Genomic DNA, 20,424 nt, shown 5'->3' on the forward strand with positions numbered 1-20,424 from the left:
ATCCGCACGCGTGCGGATCTGGATGCGTATGTGGCGAAGTGCAAGGCGCACTATTGGGGCGTTTCGCAGGATACGCAGTTCCTTCATTGGATGATCGACCGGGAGGTTGCGCGTTGCCTGGCGGCGTGAGCCTGCCCCAAGAAGTAGGGCCGTTAGCCTGCCCATGGGGCGAAGCACCGCATTCCCCCAGCCACGCGGCCAGGGGAATGGGATGCATGGCTCAGCCAGTGGCTTGAGCTGCTCGGGGCGCCGAATCCACCATTGCCGAATCCGCCGATGGGGAGGCAGGTATCTCGCTGATGGAGGGTGCCTTGAATGCCGCGCGGGCGGCACGTACCTTCGGGCTTTTCCCCAGACGCTGGATCTGGGCCGTGGCAGGCTCGGAATGCTCCTCGGGCAGGCAGGCTGCGGCGAGGTCGCTTCCACGTCCCAATGCGCGCCGCACATTTACCGGAAACCGGATGAACAGGCCGCCGAGCAGCCAGCGCACGAACCGGCCGAACCGCTGATTGCGCGCCTCGCGCGCCTGGCGCAGGCGCAGCGACTCGCGGCAGCACAGGTACAGTGCCAGATGCTCGCGCTTCATCTCGGGATCGCTGTCCAACTGGGCCAGCACTTCCGCCGCGATCGCGGGATCCTTGCCGGCACGCCGGTAGAAGGATACCCAGGCGCGCTCTTCCTCGATGCCGATGGCACTACGCCTTGGCTTGGCGCGGGATGTGTTCACGGTCATGGTTTTTCTCCTTGCTTGCGGGATGCACGCGCCATGCCCCAGTGGGAGGCGTCAGTCTCCCAGGGTTGTGGCGATGTGTTGGCCTGCTAAGCTGGCATTCCACCGCTTTCGAAAGCCCACACATGCTTCGTGCAGGCCATTCACTCCGGTTCACGCCCACCGAAATCGAGGAACTCCGAAGAGTCGGTATCGACGTCGATGGGGCGCGAACGCAGGACGATCTCGACCAGGCGCTGGCCCGATGGGCCGGCACGCTGGCCGAGGACCGTCCGGAACTGCTGGACAAGATCGCCTCGGCCATGGCCCAGGCGAAGGGTGCCTCGCTACCCGCGCGCTTGACGCGCGTGCGTTGAGGCTTCCTGCCGGGCGTTGGCTTCGGCGATGCCGATCCAGCGGTCGGCGATCCGGTCCAGGTAGACCAGATCGTCGGCTTCGATTTCGCCCGCTGCGCGCAGACGGGCGATGACCTCCTTGACCAGGAAGGGATCCTCCCGGGCCAGTTCGACCACGGTGGCGGCGATGCGCCGGCGGTACAGATCGACCGGCATGGTCAAGCTGCCTCGCGGCAGTCCGCACACGGGCGGCCCCCGCACTTGCCGAGGCAGGGCAGGGGACGCAGCAGTACCGCAAGCTTGGGCTGCGGCAAGGGGGCCGGGCGGGTGAGGCCCGATCCACCCAACAGCACCGGAACGCGGTGCGACTCTCTGGCTGCAAGGGCAGCGAACATGGCGTTCTCCTTCGATGAAAAAGGGGAACGCCCAACCCTGGCGGGGACTGGGGTCCCCGTTCGGGTATGCCTCGCGGACGCGAAGCGGCTTGGCGCCAGCCTTGGGGCTGACGTGGGATGTGAAGGCCCGGTGCCTTGCGGCAAGGACCTTCGCTCGGTGGCCGGCGACTCAGGGGCCGTCGACCATGTGCATGCGTCAGCCCGAAGGCCGACCGGAACTCATGGCTGCCAAGGCAGCCATCCCGGACGATGCCGGGGAACTCGAGGGCAGGTATCGACTGCGACGCCAGCGAGGCTGGACTTCAGGACAGCCAAGGCGGTCGATGAAGGCTTTGTGGACGCGATGCCCACGGGAAGCCGTTCCAGTATGGCGAAATCCGATTCGCGTCGGGATGACTGGCGCGGTTCGCCACCCAAAACCCCCAGCTGGGCAGGGCCGTTTTCAACGGCGGCACCTTGTCGGATCGCGCAGGTTTTTCCGCCACTGTTCGCGGTGATGTGCATCAGGGCAAGAAAAAGCGCCCCACCACCTTGCGGTAGTGGGGCGCGAACTCATGCGGCCTGGCGTGCCGCCGCCTCTCCATCCAGACTGGCGCTGCCAGCCACGTCCTTGTCGAGGTCCAGCGCCTTGACGAGTTCGCGCTGGCGAACCAACAGCCCGGTCAGCCGGCCCTCGTGCTCGAAGGGGCGGACCAGCTCGATCTGCAGGTCTTCCAGCCGCTTGCGCCGTACGACGAGTTGCTCACTGGTCTTCGCCTGCTGCTCGGCGACGGACGCCAGGGCTGCCAGCAGCGCGGACACGATGCCAGGTCCCGTCTGGTAGGGCTCGGCGTCGTAGCGGCAGCGCCCCGCGAGATAGAACGTTGGCGTGGCTTCTCCGCCGATGGTCTGCAGGCCCAGATCGAAGCCGCCGAAACGGCCTACGAGCTGGTCGCTCACCGATGGCCTGGTGCGGGCCGCTGCCTTCGCGGTCTTCACCAGTTCGCGCAAGCCGTCACCCACCGCGTCAGGTCCGGCGATCCGCCGGCCTCCCAGTTCCAGGGCGATCTGCCCCATGGTCTGGGGCTCGACCTGTTCGGCATCTGCGGCAAGCAACGCGGCCTTCTGTTCCAGCGACGCGATCAGCATCGGCAACCGTCCCACCTCGCTCTCGTTGGTCCAGCGCTGGTTGCGCCAGACCGAGAACAGGGTGGAGAGCTTGGCCACTTCCGCGTCCACGCCAGCCTTCTCGATCACCATCGGGTTGCCCGACGCCAGGGCCTTGACCTCGGCGTAGCTCAGCGTGGCCAGTTCCACGTCCTCGATGGCCCGCAGGCCCTTGTCGCCGCGCATGACCTGCGCGATGAAGCGCGCCTTGGTTTCAAGCGTCTGCCACATGTAGGCGTCGAAGCTTTGTTCGGTCACGTAGCGGAAAATCTCGACCTCCTCGCATTCGTTGCCCTGGCGCAGGATGCGGCCCTCGCGCTGCTCGACGTCACAGGGACGCCACGGCGCGTCGAGATGGTGCAGCGCCACCAGGCGGGTCTGCACGTTGGTGCCCACGCCCATCTTGCCGGTTGAACCCAGCAGCACGCGCACGCGGCCCTCGCGGACCGCCTTGAACAGCGTAGCCTTCTGGACGTCCGTCTCGGCGTCGTGGATGAACGCGATCTCGCGCTCCGGGATGCCGGCATCCATCAGCCGCTGCTTCAGGTCCTCGTAGACACTGAAGACCTTGCCGCCCTTGGGGCTGGACAGGTCGCAGAACACCATCTGCGCGCCGCGGAAGTCCGCCGTGCGCTGCCAAATCGCCAGCACCTCGCGGGCGCAGGCACCCACCTTGCCCTCCGGATCGAACTTCGCCGTCGGCGCGACCAGCCGGAAGTCCAGCGCAGCCGCGCGGCCATCGTTCGTGACCGCGAGCATGTTGTCTTCGGTCGGATCAACATGCCCATTCCGGATCGCTTCGGCACGCTGGACCAGCGTCTGCACATAGGCCTTCAGTGCCGGACTGGCCGGACAGGCCACCGTGCGCGCCTTGCCGCCACGCAGCTTCGGCACCGGCAGGTTCAGCATCTCGGCGGTGCGGATGTCACCGACCTCGCCGAAGATCGACATCAGCTCCGGCACGTTGATGAAGCGCGCGAAGCGCGTGTGCATGCGGTAGCCGCTGCCGTCCGGCGCGATCTCCAGCGCTGTGACGCTTTCGCCGAAGGTGGCCGCCCAGGCATCGAACTGCTGCAGGCCCAACTCCTCCAGCCGCCGGGGCTGCAGGTAGCGCTGCATCGTGTGGATCTCGGCCATGGTGTTGGCCACTGGCGTCGCCGTCGCAAAGACCACGCCGCGCTGCGCGTTCCCGTGCAGCTTCATCGTGTAGCGCGTCTTCAGGTACAGGTCGAACGCGCGTTCCGAGTTGGACAGGGGCAGGCCCGCGACCCGCGTCATCTTGGTGAACCGGTACAGGTTCTTGAACAGGTGGGCCTCGTCGACGAACAAGCCGTCGATGCCCAACTGCTCCCAGGTCAGCAGGTCGTCCTTCTTTTTGTCGGCGGCCAGACGCTCCAGGCGCACCTTCCAGCTTTTCTTCTGCGCTTCGAGTTGCTTGATGATCCGGTTGCTCCGGTCATCGCTGTTCTCGGCGCGCACAGCCATCTCTATCTCATGGATCACCTCCGCGATGTAGTCCTCGGTGAATTGCGGCGACATCCGGATGCGCTCGAAGCTCGAGTGCGTGATGACCACCGCATCCCAATCGCCCGTGGCGATGCGCGACACCAGCTCGCGCCGGCGGTCGCCTTCCAGATCCTCCTTTCCGGCCATCAAGACCGACGCCTGCGGATACAGGCGCACGAACTCGGCCGTGTACTGCGCCAACATATGGTTCGGGACCACATGGCAGGGCTTCGCGAGAAAGCCCAGGCGGCGCATCTCCATGCTCGCGATCACGCACACCGCCGTCTTGCCGGCGCCGACCACGTGGAACAGACCCACGTTGCCGGTCTGCACCACACGCCATACCGAATCCCGCTGGTGCGGATGCAGATCGAAGCACTGCGAGAACCCCGGCAGCTTCAGGTGCGAGCCGTCGAAATGCCGCGGCCGCGTGGCGTTGAACAGGTCGTTGTAGACCCGGCACAGCCGCTCGCGCCGTTCGGTGTCCTCGAAGGCCCAGGCCGCGAAGCGGTCCTTGAGCGCCCCGAGCTTCTCCCGCGCCGCCAGCGTCTCCTCCGGATTGACGTGGTAGCGGTCCGTGGCCGGATGGCGGTCGCGCACCGTCGGCACCTGCACGTTCAGCGCGGCCTGCACCAGCTCGATGGCGTTCATGCGCGTGGTGCCCCATTCCTGAGTCACTTTGACGTTGTGCCGCGCGCTCCACTCCGGGTAGGTCACCGACCAGGCGCCGGCCTCGGCCGAGTACGACACCTGGCAGTCCTTGAGTTCGAGCACCTCATGGATGAAGCCCTCTACGTCGCCTGCCGGAATCCACACCGCGCCCAGGCGCGGCTCGATGGCCGCAGGCTGCAGGTCTTCGGGCTGCACCCGCTCCAGCGCCTCCACGTTGCGGCGGAAGGCCGGGCCGGACAGTGCCGCCTGCTTGAGCTTCTCCTTGACGTTGCCCGACAGGTATTCGTCGGAGGTCTTCCAAGCACCGTCCGCCGGATCGGGAAAGATCTGCCCGGCTTCGGACAGCGCGGCCAGCACCTCCTCCTCGGGCGCCGACAGCAACTGCGCCATGTAGGCCGGATCGACCCGGCCGCGCCACTGGACCGAGGTGGCCAGCGCCTCGGCTGGTTCGCCGACCGCCGTGGGCGCCGATACCCGGCGCAGCGTGCGCTGGGTGAACAGCGCCGCCTTGCGCGCGGTGTCCGACTCTTCGTCGTAGTGCTCCAGCGAGAGCAGCAGCGGGTAGTCCGGGTCGCGGCGGAAGGCCAGCGCGTTGGCCCGGGTGCTCAGGCAGCCGTGGCGCGCTATATAGCGGTCGTAGGTACCGTTGAGCATGGCGCGCAGATGGGCCAGCCCTTCGTCGCCGTCCTGCGCCAGCTGTGCGTCGAGCAGTGCCCGGGCATGGTCCCGGATCGCGCACAGGCCCGTGATGCGGGCGCGTTGCGTGGCGTTCAGGCTGTCATGCAGGTCGACCAGCTCGGTGCCTTCGACCCGGTGCACGCGCCCGTGATGGACGCAGTAGCTTCCGGGGCGCGCGCCAGGCTCGGCAGGCACGGTTGCCCGGACGGACGCCAACGCCACTGGCTTGGCCGCTTCATACACGCCACTGGGCAGCAGCGCGATGCGCTCCGCTAGCGCCGGCTCGAGGTCGCCCTCGAACACGACGGTCGGCACTTCCTCGTAGCCATTGCTCTCCTGCGTGACCTGCCCGATGCAGAAGTCGGGGTTCCGGGCGTACCAGGCATTGATCTGCAGGTACTTCTGCGCGCAGCGCGGGTGCCGCAGTGCATCGGGCACCATCACGCGCTCCAGCCAGGCGCCGCTCACGGCTTCGCCGGGGCGGCGCTTGCGCAGGAACAGGACGTCGGTCTGAACGTCGGTCGACGCGAGGCCGGCGAACGCGCCCTGCGGCAGCCGGATCGCGCCCAGCAACTGGGCTTGGGACGCGACGTATTCGCGCACAGCGTCCGCGCGCGCCTCCATCGTGCCGGTGCTGGTGATGAAGCACACCAGCCCGCCAGGGCGGACCAGATCCAGCGCGCGGCCGAAGAAGTAGTTGTGGATGCGGAAGCGCGCGTAAGGCTTTGGGCCCGTGTCGGCGACCGGATAGTTGCCGAAGGGCACGTTGCCGATCGCCAGGTCGAACCAGTTCTCGGGCAGCGCCACCTTCTCGAAGGGCGCGATGCGCACGTCGGCACCGTGCGGTGCGTACAGCGTCTGCAGGAGCCGGCCGGACAACTGGTCGATCTCGACGGCGGTGACCGAACTGCGCTCGGCGAGCGCGCGCGGCATCGCGCCGAGGAAGTGGCCGACGCCGGCTGCGGGCTCGAGCACGCGCCCGCCCGTGAAGCCGAAGCGCTCCACGGCCTGCCACATGGCCTCGATCACATGGACCTCGGTGTAGTGGCTGTTGTTGACCGAGGCGCGGGCCGACTCGTAGTCCTCGGCGGGCAGCAGCGCCTGCAGTTCCTCGGCGCGGCGGCGCCAGGCCAGATCGGTGCCTTCGAGGTTGAAGGCGGCGGGTAGGCTGCCCCAGCCGGTGAAGCGCAGCAACTGAGCGCGCTCGGCGACATCCGGCTGACGCTGGCCGGCTTCGAGGGCCTGCAGGGCCTGGATCGCTGCCACGTTGGCGTCGAACTTGGTGGCCGTGCCGACCAGGCCGGACAGGTGCTCGCGCTGTAGCATGGGCCACAGGGATCGGGGCGTGTCGCGCTTGGCGCCGGTGAGCACGCGCCAACTGGCGCGCGGTGCCGTGCTCGGGACTTCGGTCTCGACTTCGACCTCAGCCGCGGCGTCCATGGGCGCGTCGGCCACGAGGGCGACGGGTGCGAGCTGGATGGGGTTGGAAACGGGTGCCTGGGGCGCAGGCAGTTCAGCGAACAAGTCCGTCTCAACAGACGGCTCAGGGGTGTCTGGGACATCCGGGTCGAAGCCCGGAAGCCACAAGGAAGGCGCAGTGGTGCGTGCCATCGGTGGTTCTCCGAAGGAAGGCGGGGAACGCACCGACCCATCGGGGAGGCGAGCTCCCCGGATGGGATGGACGAAAGATCACGGCCCTGGCCTCTTGCGCGCAGGCGGAGGAGCCAAGGTGTGTGGTGGCGGGCAGCTCAGGGCTGCCGTGGCGGCGGGGCGGGTATCGACCGCGACGCCCGAGCGGGATCGGGAACGCCCATAGGGCGTGCGTTGGCCGTGGCCAGGATGCGCGGGTCAGTATGGGAGCGCTGCCGGTGTGCGTCGCGCTGGATGCGTAGTTGCCTCTCTCACCGCCCGGATTGGCAGGCCGTTTGCCGTGGCGACGGACTGCCGTCTTGCCCCGTCAGTGGTAGTCCCGGCTCTTGTTCGTCGCCTCGGCCAGTCGGCCCAGCAGAGGAGTCAGATCCGCCAACTGCGCCGCCACCACATTGCACGCCTCACCTCGCGCCGCTAGCTCGCGGTTCGTTCCGTGGATCCGGGCACATTCCTGGCCGCACTGCTCCAGGTCGGGCCGGAGGTGGCGAAGGTGCTGGGCGGCATGCTCAACGGTTCAAGGCCCCGCCCGTTAGCCGGGAGGACTTCCTGGCCATCCTGGACAAATCCGCGTGTTCGTCCTTCGCAACCGCTTTGGACAAGCACTGGGGTTTCCAGGCTGATTGAGATCAATATTCACTGGGCAGCAATAGCGTGGTCACGCTCCGGTCCCACTCGGTGATGATCCAGAGCTTCAGGTCGGGCGCGACCTGGTAGGACGAGAACAGCCGATCCTCACCGGACTGCAGTGCGGCGTCGTTCAGGCACCGATCGCAGTCGTCGAGATCGCCCCAGTCGCCGCAAAAATGACGGTAAAGGTACGGTGCCGGGTCGAGCCTGCCTTCGCCGATCAGCGCGCCGACGCCGGTGGTCACAACCACCTGACCTGAGGTGAAACGGGCTCGTGACGGAAGAATGAAAACTGCGAGTGCCATGGGGTTTCCTTGGAAAAAATGAAGGGCCGCGGCACCCGCTGGGGCAACACGGCCCCGGTGTGGGTGAGAGGAATGAAGACGGTTGCGGGCCGTTAGAAGGTCAAGACCAGTGAAAGTCTTGTTTTGTCGTCGATGCAGCGGCGCCGTGCTTTTCGCGAACTACAGGGGAAACGTAGTCAGCAGTTCGCTGAAGCTGTGATCCGCAGGCAGGTCCGGGATGCCGTTGCCGCGGTAGACCGTCGGTACCTCCTGCGGCTGCAGATCGCCGCGCAGGACTGCTCGCTGCAGTTGGTCCTTGCGTTCGATCCAGATGAGCTCGTAGCGCGCGATCGCGTCCCATTGGGCGGGCGTGTTCGCTTCGACCGCATAGGCGTGGTCGCAGGCACGGGCATCGGAGTCTTCGTAGCGCACGCAGACTTCGCGGTAGGTGCCGAACTCGTGGGGAGAGCTGATCACGGCGAACCGGGCGGGCACATCATCGGCCAAGGGAAACAGGCGTTCGAGCATGCGCCGGAAGACCAGGCATTCACGCCGGGATCGCGCCTCGTAGTCGGGATGGCCCACCTGGGCGCAGCTTTCCTCGCAGGGCGAGGCACCGATGGTCATGGTTTGATAGGACATGGGTTTTCTCCGGAGAGGGAAACACCAGCCCAGCATCGGGAACGGTGTTCCCGGATGGAAGGGACGTGCCGGCGATAGGGCCGGCGCGTTGAAGGCAAGGGGCGGGTAACGGCCGCGCCGCCAGCGCAGAGCGCCGGAAGCCCCCACAGGGGGGCGATGGAAGCAGGTCCAGTGTGGCCGTGGCGCGGGCGTGGTGTCCGCGCCCCCGAGCGGCGCCACGGAACAGCGGCGGAAATGCTCGCCGATCGCGGGTGGCGCGATGGCCGCTGCCGCAGGCTGCGGAGCGCAGGGCTGCGAAACCGTGCGGGCCGGCGTCTTGCGCGAACCCGCCATGGTGCTATCGGGTGGTGGCCTGCCCCAGTCCCCAGGCACGGAATGCCGCATGCCCGTCGATGGGGCTGGCACACAGCAATTCCGCAATGGGCTTGCGCTCCAGCGTCAGGTCGAGATCGTCGTAGCCGCTGGGAGTCTCCGAGAGGCACGTATAGAGATCGAACTCGCTGTCCTCGATTTCTTGCTCGACGATCTGCTCGGCGGTGTCCGAGTCGAATTCTCCCTCCGTGAGCAGTTCTTCAGGCAGGGGATGCTGCGGCACGGCGCACGCCGACAGGATGTGGCAGGAGATGGAGCGGAAGTAGCCCCCGCTATCGTCGTACTCGGCGGAAACCGCGAAGGACAGCCTCACGGCGTCCAGCCAGGCATGCTGTGCGAACAGCCGCGCCAGGAAGGCGCCGGCCCAGCTTGCATCCAGAGCGTCGTGCTCGGCTTTCACCTGACGGTAGCGGGTCTGGAGTTCGATGCCGGCCTGGTTGAGGGCCAGCGTGCCGTCGGCCTGCGCCAGGAAAGTGGGGTGCTGTTGGGGATTTTCAGTGGACATGGTTGTTCCTTGCTCTGCGGTGGTTGCCTTCGGAAAACACCACCGCGTGGGGATGGATGTGCTGCAGCAGTGGGTGCCACCAGGGCGGCTCTGCGCAGACCTGGTGCCAGTCGCCTTGGCCGTCGTTGTCGCTGACATGGATCTCGATGCAGCGCTCGCAGGCCAGCATCTCGGCCACCAGCGTGGCCTCGTGGCAGCCCGTGCGGGTCGCCAGGATGTGCAGGTGCGAGAGGTCGAGCGCGTAAGGCACGTCGGACTCGAACACCGCGCGGTACTCTGCCCAGCTCGACACCAGCCAGACATCGCCGGCCGAGGGGTAGTGGCCTTCGACGCCGACCGGGCAGCCGAACAGGTCGGCGCAGCGGCGCGCGTCGTCCAGCATGCGGGGCAGATCCGCTTCGCAGCGGCGTCCGGCATGCGCCGTGTACGCCGGTGCCTCCAGCCGCTGGCTGATGCGCGCGGCCTGCGCGAACCAGTCGGCGTGCAGCGCGAAGCCGCTGAGGTCGGCCAGTCGGCGCCTGGGGAGTACCTGGACGTTGGCATGCAGCCGAAAACGCGTGCCCGGATGGGCGGCGCACAGCGCATCGGCCAGCGCTTCGTCCAGGCAGCCCAGGCTCTGCGGTACCAACTGGACGTGTTCAGCCGAAAGCCGCCCGAACAGCGGTTCCTCGATCGGGTCGCACAGCAACGCTGCCGCCGCTTCATGCCGCAGGCCCGGCCAGCAGGCAAGCGAGACGTGCGCCTTCATACGCGGATCTCCGAGTATTCGGAGTCGATGAAATAGCTGTTGTGCTCGATGACCACGGTGGATGCCGTGGCATCGAACACCACTTCGCCCGAGGCACCGCTTTCGTTTTCCCAGCCGCCGAAGTATTGCTCGACCGCATCCATCGCGAAGTCGGTGAGCGCGTCGTCGAGCGGCCTGTCGTCCAGGCTGACCGTGGTCTGCCATGCGCCGTCGACGTACTGGCTGGACTCCACGTACTGCGGTGCCATTGGCATCTCGTCCAGCTCACGGGGACCGTCCGGCATCTCGAAACGGACGCCCTCCGGGCCGCCCGAGTCGCCGGAGCCGGTGTAGCTGACCGCAGCCCGCAGGACGCCTTCGTCGCGCAGCGCGGAGAAAATCGCCGTGCGGTTGGCGGCGATGCGTTCTTCTTCGGAGAGCGGTGCGCCCTCCGTTTGGATGGAATCGTGCATGTTGCTTCCTCATCAAAATGAGGCGCACGCGCCCCCGCGGGGCGTCGGTGCCCCTCGGGGTCAAGAAAACGCCCGCCGGTGAACGGCGGGCCAGGGTGGCGGTGCCGCTTGCGGCGGTACCGTGTGCTTTTCGCGCTGCCGCGAGCGGCCATGGCGCGAGCGGGCTGTTGTGCTACCAGCCGTGGAGCGCGGCTGCTATGAGCGCGGCGCTTGCGGTTTCGCGAGTTCTGCCAGCAAGGCGTCGTCGTTAGCACCGGAGCGTTTGCCGGTGCGCCTTGCCTTGGCGACGGTGTATCCCTTCGCGCGAAGCTGGCGGATGGTGTCCGCCGCGTGGACGGAGAGCACCTTGCCGGTGCCGTCCGTGTGCGTTGCCATCACACGCCAGGCGTCCTCGCCCGCCTTGGTGTTGGGCAGGAACTGTGTGAACCAGCCGTCGTCGCTCCAGCTCAGGTCTGGAACGGGCGGGTCGGATCGTGTACAGAAATTCATGGCCCGATCTCCGTGCGTCGCGGTGCGTCCGCGAAAGCAAGCATCCAGGCGTCGGTCTCATCGTCCACATGACAGGCGATGGCGGCACGGCGCTGGCGCTGGCTTACACACTCGGGAAAGTGCGCGATCAGCCCTTTGACGCAGCGCACGTCCCACTGGTTGATGCGGTGATGGCCCGTCTGGCGTATGCGCTGCAGCCACTGCGACCAGTCGGAGCGGTTCGCTTCGGCGTGCATGCGGGCGCGCTGCGCAAGGTCCGAGCCATCACGGGCGTTCCGGGCCATGGTTCGCAGTGACGCGCGCTCATCGTCGTCCAGCACGGCGCAGGGAATCAGCGCGAGGCATGCGGCTTCGGAATCGAAGCCGATGCCGTGCAGCAAAGGGTCGCAGCGGGCGATCCGGGTGTCCAGGGCGCGCTTGGCGCGCGCCTTGAGATTCTCGAAAGGTAGTAAGGACATGGGGTCTCCTGGCCGCCGCAGCGCGCAGGCGTGCAGTGGCGAAGCGCACTGTGTGGTGCGAAGGAGCCCGCCCCACGGGGCGAGCCCCGGGGGGTGTTGGAATCAACGGCGGGCACAAAGGCACCCGCGCGCCGCAGTTTCAGGCGGCCAGAGGCTCCGGCTGCGCCTGCACGGGGGTGATGAACAGGCACCGCAGTGCCGTCAGGCTTCCCTTGCAGAACTCTTTGCAGGCGTCGGCGACCAGCGGCTGCACTTCCGGCGTGAGCGGCTCGCAGGGCGAGATGCTGGCGACGAGCGTGTCGTCATCACCCAGGAAAGCCAGTTCGTCCGTGGTGGTGTTGTGGGTCACTTCCCATACCAGTTGGGGCCGCTCGGCTTGGTGCTGGCGCACCAATTGGGCGGCCGAGGCCAGTGTCTCGACGAGGACCGCGCGCTCCAGATCGCCCAGTTCGTGGCCGTAGAGATGGACCAGGTAGCGGTCCGGCTGCAGCGGTTCCAGCGAGTCGATCGGGAGCATGGGAAACCCTTGCCCGGTGGACGCGGCGGACGGCGCGATGGGGCAGGGCGCGACGGTATCGACCTGCTGGCAGCGTTCCAGGTGGGTCAGCTTGAGCAACAGCGCATCGGCGTGCGCGCGGTCCGCGAGCGTGAGCTGGGTCCGCATGGCAAGAATCTCCTGCGTCATCAGACGCAACTCCTGCACGATGGCGCGCTCGGCGCGGCGCTCGATGGCGCAGAGGGTTTCGGCGACAGTGGTCATGGATGGCCTTTCTGAATGGGTGGGCCGCGACCAGGCCCGCGAACGGACATGGCACGGCATGGCGCGGCGATGGGCCGCGGGATGGGTGAAAAAAACGGAGCGGCGCCGGATCGGCGCGGAAACTGGGGCCGGAGAACCCGGCGCGGTGCTTGGCAGCGGAGCTGCGTTGGGCGGGTAACGACCGCGACGCCCGAAGAACTCGGGTGGGCTGGACGGTCGGCAGGGACCGCAGCCAGGGAAGCCGTGTCAGTTTGCTTCCTGTCCGCGTCACCGGGAAGTGGCCCAGGGCGGTTTCAGCGGGAAGGGATGGCCAGGTTCGACGATTGATGGTGGCGAAGCGGGACCTGCCGATACATCACGCCCCGAGGATCTTTTGTAGGTGTTTTGACCAAAATGATCTGATGAACTAGAATTTCATCAACAAGGTCGATAGGAGTGCATGTCATGGGCAAAGCAGCCTCTCTCGCGCTGCAGGGCGACGTACTTACGGTGCGCCATGAGGGGCGCGGTCGCCCGTCGCACGCAGGCCAGGCCTTCGTGTTGGAAGTGGCGGACGAGGCGGCATCCAGGACGCTGCTGGCATCGTTGCCGCTGCTGGACCGGCTGCTCGCCGAGAAGGTGGCCGCGGTGCGCGAGCGCCGCATGGCGGAAATGGTCGACTTCATGGCTGCGCGCATGCTCGCGCCCAGCGCCACCGATCTGGAGATGGCGCAGCGGCTTGCCGCCCGCCATGCGCGCTTGCTCAACGAGTTCGGCTTCTTCACCGCCGAGCAACTGGCCGACGCCAACGGCTCGCAGGCGAGCAACCGTGCGGCGCTGGCCGACAACTGGCGCAAGCGCCGCCAGGTGTTCGCCGTGTCGCACCCGGACAAGGCGGCGCGTGAACGCGATGTCTACCCGGCCTTCCAGTTCGAGAACGGTAAACCGATCAAGGCGGTCCAGGACGTGCTGGAAGCCTTCGGTAGCCGCAAATCGTCCTGGAAGCTGGCGCTGTGGTTCGCCTCGAACAATGGCGGGCTGCCGGGCAGTGCGCGCCCGGTCGATCTGCTGGCCAGTGACCCGCAGGCCGTCGTCGAAACCGCGCAGCGCGATGCCCAGGGGAGCGCGGCTTGAGCTGTCGCGCGCCGGTCCCGCCGCTCGATCCCCTGTTCGATCGCTGGCCAGCCGGCCAGGTGATCCACGTCATCCACGACACCGCGTTCGCCCCCGAGAGCTTCAATCCGGGGGTGGACGCGGCCGGTCAACTGCGCAAGCCGACGCGCTTCGCGTCGATCCACGACGCGAGTGGCCAGGTCGTGCCGTACCTGTACGGCGGCGCGACGCTGGACTGCGCGATCTTCGAGACCGTGTTCCACGAAGTGCCGATCGACGCGCCCGACAAGTTCGTGGACCTCGACGAATTCGCGCACCGCGGCCATGGTGAACTCGTGCCCGCCCGCGACCTGAAGCTCGTGGACCTCACGAGCGAAGGGCTGCATCGCCTGAAGGTGCCCAAGCAGGAACTGATCGCAAGCCCGTCGCGCGACTACCGGGACACCGCCTTGTGGGCCCAGGCGCTGCACCGGCAGTTCGACGATATCGATGGCTTGCTGTGGATGTCGCGCCAGCGGGACCGCGATTCTGCGCTGGCGCTGTTTGGCGACCGGCTGGCCGGTGTGCTAGGCGGGCGCCGGATCGGCGGGCCGTTGGCACGGAACGCCCGTTTGCGCGATACGGTGCTGGCTGCGGCGCTGCGCGCTGGCATCGAGGCGGACTGAAGGGGCGCCGCGGAAGGGCGAAGAGACAGGGTGTGGGGGCCGCGCGAAACCCCGGCGGCGCGGGCGATGGGGGCCGGCTCCCCACCGCGCGGTGCGGTGGGGTTGGTCTATCGGGAAGGTTCAGGAAGCAGGCAATCCATGCACCTTGAACCAGTACCACGTCGGCAGATCGCCGATATGGCGGTCGATCAACCGGAAGTACACGGCCAGGTGTCGAAGCCTTCAACCGCTTCGGCGTCGGCATCGAACTTGATCCAGATGATGCCGACTGCCTGCGCCGCTGCGAAGATCGGGACCAGCTCGGGTTCGTCTGGAATGTTTTCGTCGGCGGAGCCGACGTAGACGAATCCGCCGTAGTCGTTGGGATAGGCGATCACCGACAGATCGCCGTCGGCCAGGCGCTGTCGTGTGGCTGGGCGCAGATGCGCGATCGAGATCGCGACCAGGGGCTCGGCATGGGTCAGCAGGTGCTGCGCAGACGTGTCGCTCATGGTGACTTCGCCTGTGAAGGGGTGGCGGCTGCGGATGGCCGGGGTCTCTGGCGGCGTGGCCGGCTGAAATCCCAACCGCAGTGGCGGCAGCGAAACCAGTTCAGCGAGCCCAGCGGTCCCAGCAGGGCACCTTCGCCCGAGCACATCGGGCAGGCAGGGGGGCGTGGCATGGACATGCGAAGTCCTCCGATCAGGCAGTGGTGGCCACCAGCTCGGCGTGCAAATCTTCCACGGTGCGGCGGCAATCCGCCGTGGCGACGCGGTCGAACCAGGCGTGGTGGGTGGGCACGTAGAACTCGGCGCCATCCTTGCGCGCGATGACGGCGAACAGGCGGCTGACCTGCACGCGGTAGGTGCCGTCGTCGAAGACGGTGCGCCGTTCGCCCTGTGGCAGACCGAGTGATCGGTTCATCGCGTCGGCGGTGGCGTGGTAGATGTCTTCCTTGCTGGCACCTGGATTGGCGGCGCGCAACGCCGTCTCCACCGAGTTCCAGCGGTTCATCGCGCCTTCGATGGCTTTGGGAATGGACATGATGTACTCCAGTAATGGCATGGCGGGCAGGCGACGCCTGTCCACCGGATCTATGGAAAGGGCGGCCCTTGGTGGCCGGTTCGTGTGCTCGGATCAAGGGGCCGTCGCGCCGCGGGCCGCTTCGACTTCCACGACGCGTGCGTCCGTTCCGAAATCCAGGCCGCTGATCAAGTAGTGCCGCCCGGTGGACGGATCACGCACCTCGATCGAGTGCTGGTCGTGGACGCGGGTGACCTCGCATTCGCCCAGCCGCTGTGTCGCCACGCGGTCGCCGGTGCTGAGTGCGCCTTCGCGCGCTAGCCGGACCAGGCGCAAGGTTCCGGGCGGAACGGGCTCGGGCCGCGGCGGTTCGGTGTACGAGCCGATGAAACGGCGCCGACAGATGTGCCTTGCCGAATCGCGGGTCTGCGCATCGACCACTTCTGCGTAGCACCGTGCGTAGCTGTCCAGCAGCTCGTCGAGCATGGCCTCGCTGCGCAGCGCGGCGTCCGCGTCGAGCCGTTCGATCGCGACCTTGGCCCATAGGGGCAGGTACTGGTATGGCGTCGGACCCATCTCAGCACTCCGGCGTGGTGGGGGAGGCTTCGACGGGGTCGGCACCGAGGCGGCCCAGCAACTGGTCGATCTGCGGAACGCCGAAGTCCCAGGGCTCGAAGGGCCGGCCATGGGGGCTCAGCCCTGCGGCTCGCACGATGCCCAGTGCCTCGACCTTGGCTTCACGCAGGCGGTAGAGCCCTTCGTAGACGAGTTGGGCTTCGCCGTCCCCGAGCAGCTCTTCGAGGTCTATGGCGGCGTGGTCCTGTGCCGGACCGACACTGTCGGAGCAGGTTGTGTGCATGGTGTTCTCCAGGGGTGGACGGGAACACCGCTCCAAGGGAGACGGTGCTCCCAGGTGGAAGTGGTTGGCGGGACGGATCCGCGCCGGGCAGGTAACGACTGCGACGCCCGGCATGGCCGGGGCTTCCTTGCAGGAAGCGGGTGAGCCTTGAGTGTGGGCCGGGATGCGGTAGCTGCCGCCGCAGTCGCGCGACCGCGAGCCGCGAACGCCTGGCTCGGCGGGCGAATGCGGGTGGCGACCATGCGCCGCAGGATGCGACGGGGTGTTGCAGCAGAAGGGGGACATGCAGCCTGCTGCAGGACGACCAGGGTTGCGCGAAGCTGCTGGATCTCGCCCTGCGCATTGGCGTCCACATCACGCCGGGCAAGGAACGGTTGAGGCAGACCTCGACCGCGCCGCATATTGAACGCTGCGGCAGTGGGTGATAGAGTGATCAGGCTTTCGGCGCTGCGCGCCGTCACAGGCAAGCTGCCAGCCTGCTCATCGAGCGAATCGTAGCCTTGTGAGACATGCGGACGGTGTCCGCTTTGCGATCGCGCCACCTGTCAACGGGTGGCCCGTTTTCCGCCGTGTGGCAGCCCCTGCCGGGTTGTCCGTTTTCTTGACCCCTGCGCGGATCCGCTCAGGGGCTTTCCATTTTCATTGTGCCCCGCGCCCGCGCTGCATGCGCAGTTTCGCGCGTCGGCAACCTTTCGATGTCCCGCGCCGCACCGGCAAAGGACACCTGTCAACCCTAGCGGGACGCTTCCCGCGCAGGGACGGCCCCGCGACTTGTTCAAGGAGCCATCATGAACAAACACCAAGTCAAGATTCTTTCCAACCTGCGGCCGGAGACGGTCGTTGCCGTGAAAGGGGTTCCTTTCGCCATCCGGGGGCTGGCGCTTCCCGGCGTCGAGGACGCACGTGAATCGCTCTCCGAGGTGGCCTTCGTCGGCGCGGTCGACGCGCAAGAGGCGATCGACGTCAAGGCAGTGCTGCGTATCCCGCCGGACACCGAGGAGCGCATGGTCATGATGGAGAGGTTCATCGTGGCCGGCGGCCTGTGCATCGATGACGACGCGGAGCGCTGCAACCCCCTGGCCGAGGGCCATGCCATGGGCTGTCTGTACCACCGAGGGCGGCGCGCGCGGCGCGACGAGGAGGGGTACTTCTTCCACGCCCTGGGGCGCGACGGCGACGGCAACAAGGATCTCGGCGACGAGGGTGTGTCCGGCCAGTTGGCCGACTGCGTTGTCGCTTCGCTCCGCAAGAACCGCTCGCTGATGGCGACGCTGGGCAACCTCCTGCGCAGCCGCGACAAGGCAGCCACGTGGAACGCGGTCCTGCAGACGGTCGAGGATGCCGTCCACCAGGAAGGCTGGGAGTTCGCGCTCGACTACATCGCCAAGCAGTTCCTCGACGTTCCCTGGTGGAACGACCTGGCACCGTGCTGGCACGACAAGCTCAAGGACCTGGCGAACCTGCTCTGCGAAAGCGAGGCGGAGGCGGCCTGGGAGCGTGCCCTCGCGGCAGGCAGCATCGGCTACCCGCTGGCGGTCCTGCTCGACATCTACGACCATGGCGGCGTCGTCTACAGCGTGACCGGCCATGGCATGCAGTGTCGCTGGGACACCACGCGCGGCGGTGCCATCTGGGTGCCCGATGAGGACGCCGAGGACAACATCCGGTCCAACGTGCTGCGCGAACTGGGCGTTGGCGAAGCGTGCTGGTCCGGCACGGCCGGCGGCCGGGGCGATCCGCCGGCCGTGCACTATTCCCTCGACGGGGGGACCACCTGGATCGGCGGCTATGCGACACGGACGCAGGCCATGGCGGCGCTGGTCGAAGCCTCGGGCCTGGACGTCCCGCCGTCCAAAGTGGCGGCCAAGCTCGCCGAGGAAGCCGAGCGGTACTGTCGCGGCGTGCTCGATGAATACAACGCCTGGGTCAACGGCGAGGTCTACGGCATCGTCGTCTACGTGGTGGACCGCGTCACTGGACGGCGCGTCGAGGACCGCGACGAGGAGGTTTGGGGCTATGTCGGCAGCGAGTACGCCGAGCAGACCCTGGAATACACCCTCTTGAACACCGTGATGCATCTGGGTGCCGCGGTGCACTAGTCCCGGCGCCTGCCACCGGCGTGCTACCGGCATCACATCCATTACCCCCAGGGGCGCTGGCCCCTGGGGGTAGCGCCCCTTCATTTTCATGAAGGAGAAACCACATGAACACCGATCCGAGAACGCTCATCGACGACCTGCTGGCGTACGCGCTCAGGTTCGCCGAGAGCAACGATGAGCCTGCCACCGGAGACTGCTGGGCCGTGATCGAGCGAGCGCGCCACTACCTGCGCGAGTCGGCCAACCAGGACCAGTCCCGCGAAACTGCGCCGTCCGTACCGGCGTCGGGTGCGGTACCAGGCATCCCTTCCCTGGAAGCCCTGTGCGCAGGGGGCCTGACCATCGGAGAGTGCATCCGGGCTTTCGCGGTGCCCGGAGACGATCCCTACGTCTCGGCGGCCCGCGCGACTATCGATGCGGACGACGACACGGAGATCGACGACCACACCACCACTTCGGTCGGCGACGGCGGCGCCTGGGTGCTGGCCTGGCTGTGGATCAGCGATGCGCAGGCTGGCGTGCTCTCGCACAGCGCAATGTTGGAGGAGGTGCTGCTCCATGCGCGCAAGGCACTCGCCTGCGCACACGGCCTGGACGTCGAGACGGCGAGACTGCGGGAGAACCAGGCCGACTGGCTGGAGGACCTGCTGTCGAACTATGCCGATGAAGTGGATGACATCGCGTCGGCCCGGCCCGAGTCCGAGCCCGGTGCCATCCTGTGGGTCGATGGAGAAGGCCGCGATGTGCTCTTCGCGCCGTCGGATGCGTTGCTGCACTTGCTCGCGCTGGCCCGACAGGCTGGCCTGAGAGACCGGGCGGCAGAGCCCTGCGAGCGGTTCTGCGCGCAGCATGGCAGCACCCTGGACGCCGTGCTGGTCGTGGTCCAGATCGGCTGAGGCCGACAAACGAAATAGATAGGAGCGCAATAAAACGCCCGGACCGCCTTGGATGGCGGGCCGGGCGTTGCTGTTTCTGGGGTACGAAGGCAGCCCCGCGGGCATGGGGCTTCGGGCGGCGCGCGTGCAGGGTCTCGGCGTCCCGGCGAGTGCTGGCTCTTGAAGACGCCGCATGTCGCGAGAAGCTGTCCGCATGCTCACCGATGCAGAAAAATCCCAGATGCAGACCTGCCTGCGCGCGCTGCGCGAGGCCATGCCGGACTACACGAGCCGCCGGGGGCAGCTCGTGATGATGGCCGAGGTGGCGCAGGCCCTGGGCAGCCTTGGCGACGCGGAAGAAGGCTTGCGGCCACCAGCCCAGCGTATCGCTGCGATCGAGGCCGGCACCGGTACGGGAAAGACCCTGGGCTACCTGCTGCCGGCCATCGTGCTCGCGCGTTCGCGCGGACGCACCGTGGTCGTGTCGTCCTCGACTGTAGCGCTGCAGGAGCAGCTCATGGCGAAGGATCTGCCCGCCCTGCAGAGGCACCTGCCGGTCGCGTTCAGTTGCGCACTGGCGAAGGGTCGGCGGCGCTACGTGTGCCCGGCCAAGCTGCTGCGGCCGCAGGCCCAGCAGCCCGTCGCCGACCTCGGAGGCTCGCCGGTCCCGCATGCGTTGGCGCAGCCTGTGCGCCTGGAAGGGCGGCTGGCCCATGCCTTCGCGGGCGAGAGCTGGTCCGGCGACCGCGACGAATGGCCGGAGCCGATCCCGGACGGTCTTTGGAACCGCATCAGCACCGACCGCCAGGGCTGCCTCGGGCCGCGCTGCGCGGACTACGCGCGCTGCCCCTACCAGGCCGCCCGGCAGCGGCTCAAGGAAGTGGACGTCATCGTGGCCAACCATGACCTCGTGCTGGCCGCGCTGGAGATGGAGCCCGGGGCGCTGCTGCCGGACCCGTCAGAAACCCTCTTCGTGTTCGACGAGGCCCACGGCCTGCCAGCAAAGGCGGCCGCTCGCAGCGCGTCGCGGCACGCGGTGCTCGGCGCCGCGCGCTGGGCTGAGGAGGCCGCCGCCGTGGCGGCCGAGGCGGGCAGCGCCCTGCGGCTGGACCGCGGGTTGGTGGAAGCCGTCGAGAATGAGGGGCAGCGCCTCGGCACGGATGTGGCGGCGCTGCACGCGGCATTGTCCCGGCATTGCGCGTTCGGCGACGACGGCGAGGTTCACCGTTTCCCGCATGGCGCGCTGCCGCCGGGCATCGCCGAGGCGGGGAGCCGCATCCGCGCGGCCGCCGCGGCACTCCGAGAGGCCCTGGGTTCCGTACGGAATGCAGCGTTGGAACGCGCTCGCCAGGATGCGGTGGCCGCGCAGCCCCACGTCGCGGC

The 20,424-nt window shown here is 67.6% G+C and carries 22 protein-coding genes; 6 read left to right on the forward strand and 16 right to left on the reverse strand.

Annotation, left to right across the window (positions count from 1 at the left end):
- Positions 1-220: 220 nt before the first annotated feature.
- Positions 221-733, reverse strand: a complete 513-nt coding sequence (locus tag DBR23_RS10935; RefSeq protein WP_108498253.1) for a hypothetical protein — start codon at positions 731-733, stop codon at positions 221-223.
- A gap of 122 nt (positions 734-855) precedes the next feature.
- Between DBR23_RS10935 and DBR23_RS10940 the strand changes: the two genes are divergently transcribed.
- Positions 856-1,086 (forward strand): hypothetical protein, encoded by a 231-nt coding sequence (locus DBR23_RS10940; protein WP_060984120.1) that lies wholly within the window; start codon positions 856-858, stop codon positions 1,084-1,086.
- On the opposite strand, the gene DBR23_RS10945 is transcribed toward DBR23_RS10940, so the two are convergent.
- From DBR23_RS10945 to DBR23_RS10990, 11 genes are all read right to left on the reverse strand, one after another.
- Positions 1,057-1,281, reverse strand: coding sequence for a hypothetical protein (locus DBR23_RS10945; protein ID WP_063460634.1), 225 nt, complete (start codon positions 1,279-1,281; stop codon positions 1,057-1,059). The genes DBR23_RS10940 and DBR23_RS10945 overlap by 30 nt on opposite strands.
- Positions 1,282-1,283: 2 nt before the next feature.
- The gene (locus DBR23_RS29940; protein ID WP_197905015.1) at positions 1,284-1,460 is read right to left on the reverse strand and encodes a hypothetical protein; all 177 of its coding nucleotides are present in this window, start codon (positions 1,458-1,460) and stop codon (positions 1,284-1,286) included.
- Positions 1,461-2,012: 552 nt separating this feature from the next.
- Positions 2,013-7,073 carry a DEAD/DEAH box helicase gene (locus DBR23_RS10950; protein ID WP_108498254.1) on the reverse strand — a complete coding sequence of 1,687 codons (5,061 nt, stop codon included), beginning with the start codon at positions 7,071-7,073 and terminating at the stop codon, positions 2,013-2,015.
- A gap of 665 nt (positions 7,074-7,738) precedes the next feature.
- Complete coding sequence (locus DBR23_RS10955) at positions 7,739-8,044, reverse strand: hypothetical protein (RefSeq protein WP_108498255.1); 306 nt, start codon at positions 8,042-8,044, stop codon at positions 7,739-7,741.
- Positions 8,045-8,203: 159 nt separating this feature from the next.
- Entirely contained in the window at positions 8,204-8,665 is a 462-nt protein-coding gene (locus DBR23_RS10960; protein WP_108498256.1) for a hypothetical protein, read from the reverse strand.
- A gap of 337 nt (positions 8,666-9,002) precedes the next feature.
- Positions 9,003-9,542, reverse strand: coding sequence for a hypothetical protein (locus DBR23_RS10965; protein ID WP_108498257.1), 540 nt, complete (start codon positions 9,540-9,542; stop codon positions 9,003-9,005).
- Positions 9,532-10,290, reverse strand: a complete 759-nt coding sequence (locus tag DBR23_RS10970; RefSeq protein WP_108498258.1) for a hypothetical protein — start codon at positions 10,288-10,290, stop codon at positions 9,532-9,534. The genes DBR23_RS10965 and DBR23_RS10970 overlap by 11 nt, the downstream gene beginning before the upstream one ends.
- The gene (locus DBR23_RS10975; RefSeq protein ID WP_108498259.1) at positions 10,287-10,742 is read right to left on the reverse strand and encodes a DUF6878 family protein; all 456 of its coding nucleotides are present in this window, start codon (positions 10,740-10,742) and stop codon (positions 10,287-10,289) included. Before DBR23_RS10975 ends, DBR23_RS10970 begins: the two co-directional genes overlap by 4 nt.
- A gap of 195 nt (positions 10,743-10,937) precedes the next feature.
- A complete protein-coding gene (locus tag DBR23_RS10980) occupies positions 10,938-11,231 on the reverse strand; it encodes a hypothetical protein (RefSeq protein WP_108498260.1) in 294 nt (97 codons plus the stop codon).
- Positions 11,228-11,689, reverse strand: coding sequence for a hypothetical protein (locus DBR23_RS10985; RefSeq protein WP_108498261.1), 462 nt, complete (start codon positions 11,687-11,689; stop codon positions 11,228-11,230). Before DBR23_RS10985 ends, DBR23_RS10980 begins: the two co-directional genes overlap by 4 nt.
- A 139-nt stretch (positions 11,690-11,828) precedes the next feature.
- Positions 11,829-12,449, reverse strand: a complete 621-nt coding sequence (locus DBR23_RS10990) for a hypothetical protein (protein ID WP_108498262.1) — start codon at positions 12,447-12,449, stop codon at positions 11,829-11,831.
- 444 nt (positions 12,450-12,893) lie between these two features.
- Here DBR23_RS10990 and DBR23_RS10995 point away from each other — a divergent pair, with 444 nt between their 5' ends.
- Positions 12,894-13,562, forward strand: coding sequence for a hypothetical protein (locus DBR23_RS10995; RefSeq protein WP_108498263.1), 669 nt, complete (start codon positions 12,894-12,896; stop codon positions 13,560-13,562).
- Positions 13,559-14,206, forward strand: a complete 648-nt coding sequence (locus DBR23_RS11000; protein ID WP_108498264.1) for an RES family NAD+ phosphorylase — start codon at positions 13,559-13,561, stop codon at positions 14,204-14,206. Before DBR23_RS10995 ends, DBR23_RS11000 begins: the two co-directional genes overlap by 4 nt.
- Positions 14,207-14,394: 188 nt before the next feature.
- On the opposite strand, the gene DBR23_RS11005 is transcribed toward DBR23_RS11000, so the two are convergent.
- The 4 genes from DBR23_RS11005 to DBR23_RS11020 all read right to left on the reverse strand — a co-directional run bounded on the left by DBR23_RS11005 (position 14,395) and on the right by DBR23_RS11020 (position 16,067).
- Positions 14,395-14,697: a hypothetical protein gene (locus DBR23_RS11005; RefSeq protein ID WP_108498270.1), complete on the reverse strand. Its 303-nt coding sequence runs from the start codon at positions 14,695-14,697 to the stop codon at positions 14,395-14,397.
- Between the two features lie 190 nt (positions 14,698-14,887).
- The gene (locus tag DBR23_RS11010; protein WP_108498265.1) at positions 14,888-15,229 is read right to left on the reverse strand and encodes a hypothetical protein; all 342 of its coding nucleotides are present in this window, start codon (positions 15,227-15,229) and stop codon (positions 14,888-14,890) included.
- A 93-nt stretch (positions 15,230-15,322) separates the two neighbouring features.
- On the reverse strand, positions 15,323-15,784 hold the full coding sequence (locus tag DBR23_RS11015; protein WP_108498266.1) for a hypothetical protein: 462 nt from the start codon (positions 15,782-15,784) through the stop codon (positions 15,323-15,325).
- A 1-nt stretch (position 15,785) separates the two neighbouring features.
- Positions 15,786-16,067, reverse strand: a complete 282-nt coding sequence (locus DBR23_RS11020; protein WP_108498267.1) for a hypothetical protein — start codon at positions 16,065-16,067, stop codon at positions 15,786-15,788.
- 788 nt (positions 16,068-16,855) lie between these two features.
- Here DBR23_RS11020 and DBR23_RS11025 point away from each other — a divergent pair.
- The 3 genes from DBR23_RS11025 to DBR23_RS11035 all read left to right on the forward strand — a co-directional run.
- Complete coding sequence (locus tag DBR23_RS11025; protein WP_108498268.1) at positions 16,856-18,166, forward strand: hypothetical protein; 1,311 nt, start codon at positions 16,856-16,858, stop codon at positions 18,164-18,166.
- Positions 18,167-18,270: 104 nt separating this feature from the next.
- Positions 18,271-19,062 carry a hypothetical protein gene (locus tag DBR23_RS11030; RefSeq protein WP_108498269.1) on the forward strand — a complete coding sequence of 264 codons (792 nt, stop codon included), beginning with the start codon at positions 18,271-18,273 and terminating at the stop codon, positions 19,060-19,062.
- 193 nt (positions 19,063-19,255) lie between these two features.
- Positions 19,256-20,424, forward strand: a 1,169-nt coding sequence (locus DBR23_RS11035) for a DEAD/DEAH box helicase (protein WP_369882103.1), incomplete at its 3' end; no start/stop codon positions are given.

The sequence above is a fragment of the Acidovorax sp. HMWF018 genome (assembly GCF_003061035.1).
Lineage (GTDB): Bacteria > Pseudomonadota > Gammaproteobacteria > Burkholderiales > Burkholderiaceae_C > Acidovorax > Acidovorax delafieldii.

Excerpts from the sequence above, each read along its gene's own strand:
- DBR23_RS11020 (WP_108498267.1), bottom strand. The coding sequence starts at position 16,067 with ATGCACACAACCTGCTCCGACAGTGTCGGTCCGGCACAGGACCACGCC.
- DBR23_RS11005 (WP_108498270.1), bottom strand. The coding sequence starts at position 14,697 with ATGAGCGACACGTCTGCGCAGCACCTGCTGACCCATGCCGAGCCCCTG.
- DBR23_RS10990 (WP_108498262.1), bottom strand. The coding sequence starts at position 12,449 with ATGACCACTGTCGCCGAAACCCTCTGCGCCATCGAGCGCCGCGCCGAG.
- DBR23_RS11010 (WP_108498265.1), bottom strand. The coding sequence starts at position 15,229 with ATGTCCATTCCCAAAGCCATCGAAGGCGCGATGAACCGCTGGAACTCG.
- DBR23_RS10965 (WP_108498257.1), bottom strand. The coding sequence starts at position 9,542 with ATGTCCACTGAAAATCCCCAACAGCACCCCACTTTCCTGGCGCAGGCC.
- DBR23_RS10940 (WP_060984120.1), top strand. The coding sequence starts at position 856 with ATGCTTCGTGCAGGCCATTCACTCCGGTTCACGCCCACCGAAATCGAG.
- DBR23_RS11015 (WP_108498266.1), bottom strand. The coding sequence starts at position 15,784 with ATGGGTCCGACGCCATACCAGTACCTGCCCCTATGGGCCAAGGTCGCG.
- DBR23_RS10935 (WP_108498253.1), bottom strand. The coding sequence starts at position 733 with ATGACCGTGAACACATCCCGCGCCAAGCCAAGGCGTAGTGCCATCGGC.
- DBR23_RS10980 (WP_108498260.1), bottom strand. The coding sequence starts at position 11,231 with ATGAATTTCTGTACACGATCCGACCCGCCCGTTCCAGACCTGAGCTGG.
- DBR23_RS10975 (WP_108498259.1), bottom strand. The coding sequence starts at position 10,742 with ATGCACGATTCCATCCAAACGGAGGGCGCACCGCTCTCCGAAGAAGAA.
- DBR23_RS10970 (WP_108498258.1), bottom strand. The coding sequence starts at position 10,290 with ATGAAGGCGCACGTCTCGCTTGCCTGCTGGCCGGGCCTGCGGCATGAA.
- DBR23_RS10945 (WP_063460634.1), bottom strand. The coding sequence starts at position 1,281 with ATGCCGGTCGATCTGTACCGCCGGCGCATCGCCGCCACCGTGGTCGAA.
- DBR23_RS11030 (WP_108498269.1), top strand. The coding sequence starts at position 18,271 with ATGAACACCGATCCGAGAACGCTCATCGACGACCTGCTGGCGTACGCG.
- DBR23_RS10955 (WP_108498255.1), bottom strand. The coding sequence starts at position 8,044 with ATGGCACTCGCAGTTTTCATTCTTCCGTCACGAGCCCGTTTCACCTCA.
- DBR23_RS10950 (WP_108498254.1), bottom strand. The coding sequence starts at position 7,073 with ATGGCACGCACCACTGCGCCTTCCTTGTGGCTTCCGGGCTTCGACCCG.
- DBR23_RS10995 (WP_108498263.1), top strand. The coding sequence starts at position 12,894 with ATGGGCAAAGCAGCCTCTCTCGCGCTGCAGGGCGACGTACTTACGGTG.
- DBR23_RS10985 (WP_108498261.1), bottom strand. The coding sequence starts at position 11,689 with ATGTCCTTACTACCTTTCGAGAATCTCAAGGCGCGCGCCAAGCGCGCC.
- DBR23_RS10960 (WP_108498256.1), bottom strand. The coding sequence starts at position 8,665 with ATGTCCTATCAAACCATGACCATCGGTGCCTCGCCCTGCGAGGAAAGC.
- DBR23_RS29940 (WP_197905015.1), bottom strand. The coding sequence starts at position 1,460 with ATGTTCGCTGCCCTTGCAGCCAGAGAGTCGCACCGCGTTCCGGTGCTG.
- DBR23_RS11025 (WP_108498268.1), top strand. The coding sequence starts at position 16,856 with ATGAACAAACACCAAGTCAAGATTCTTTCCAACCTGCGGCCGGAGACG.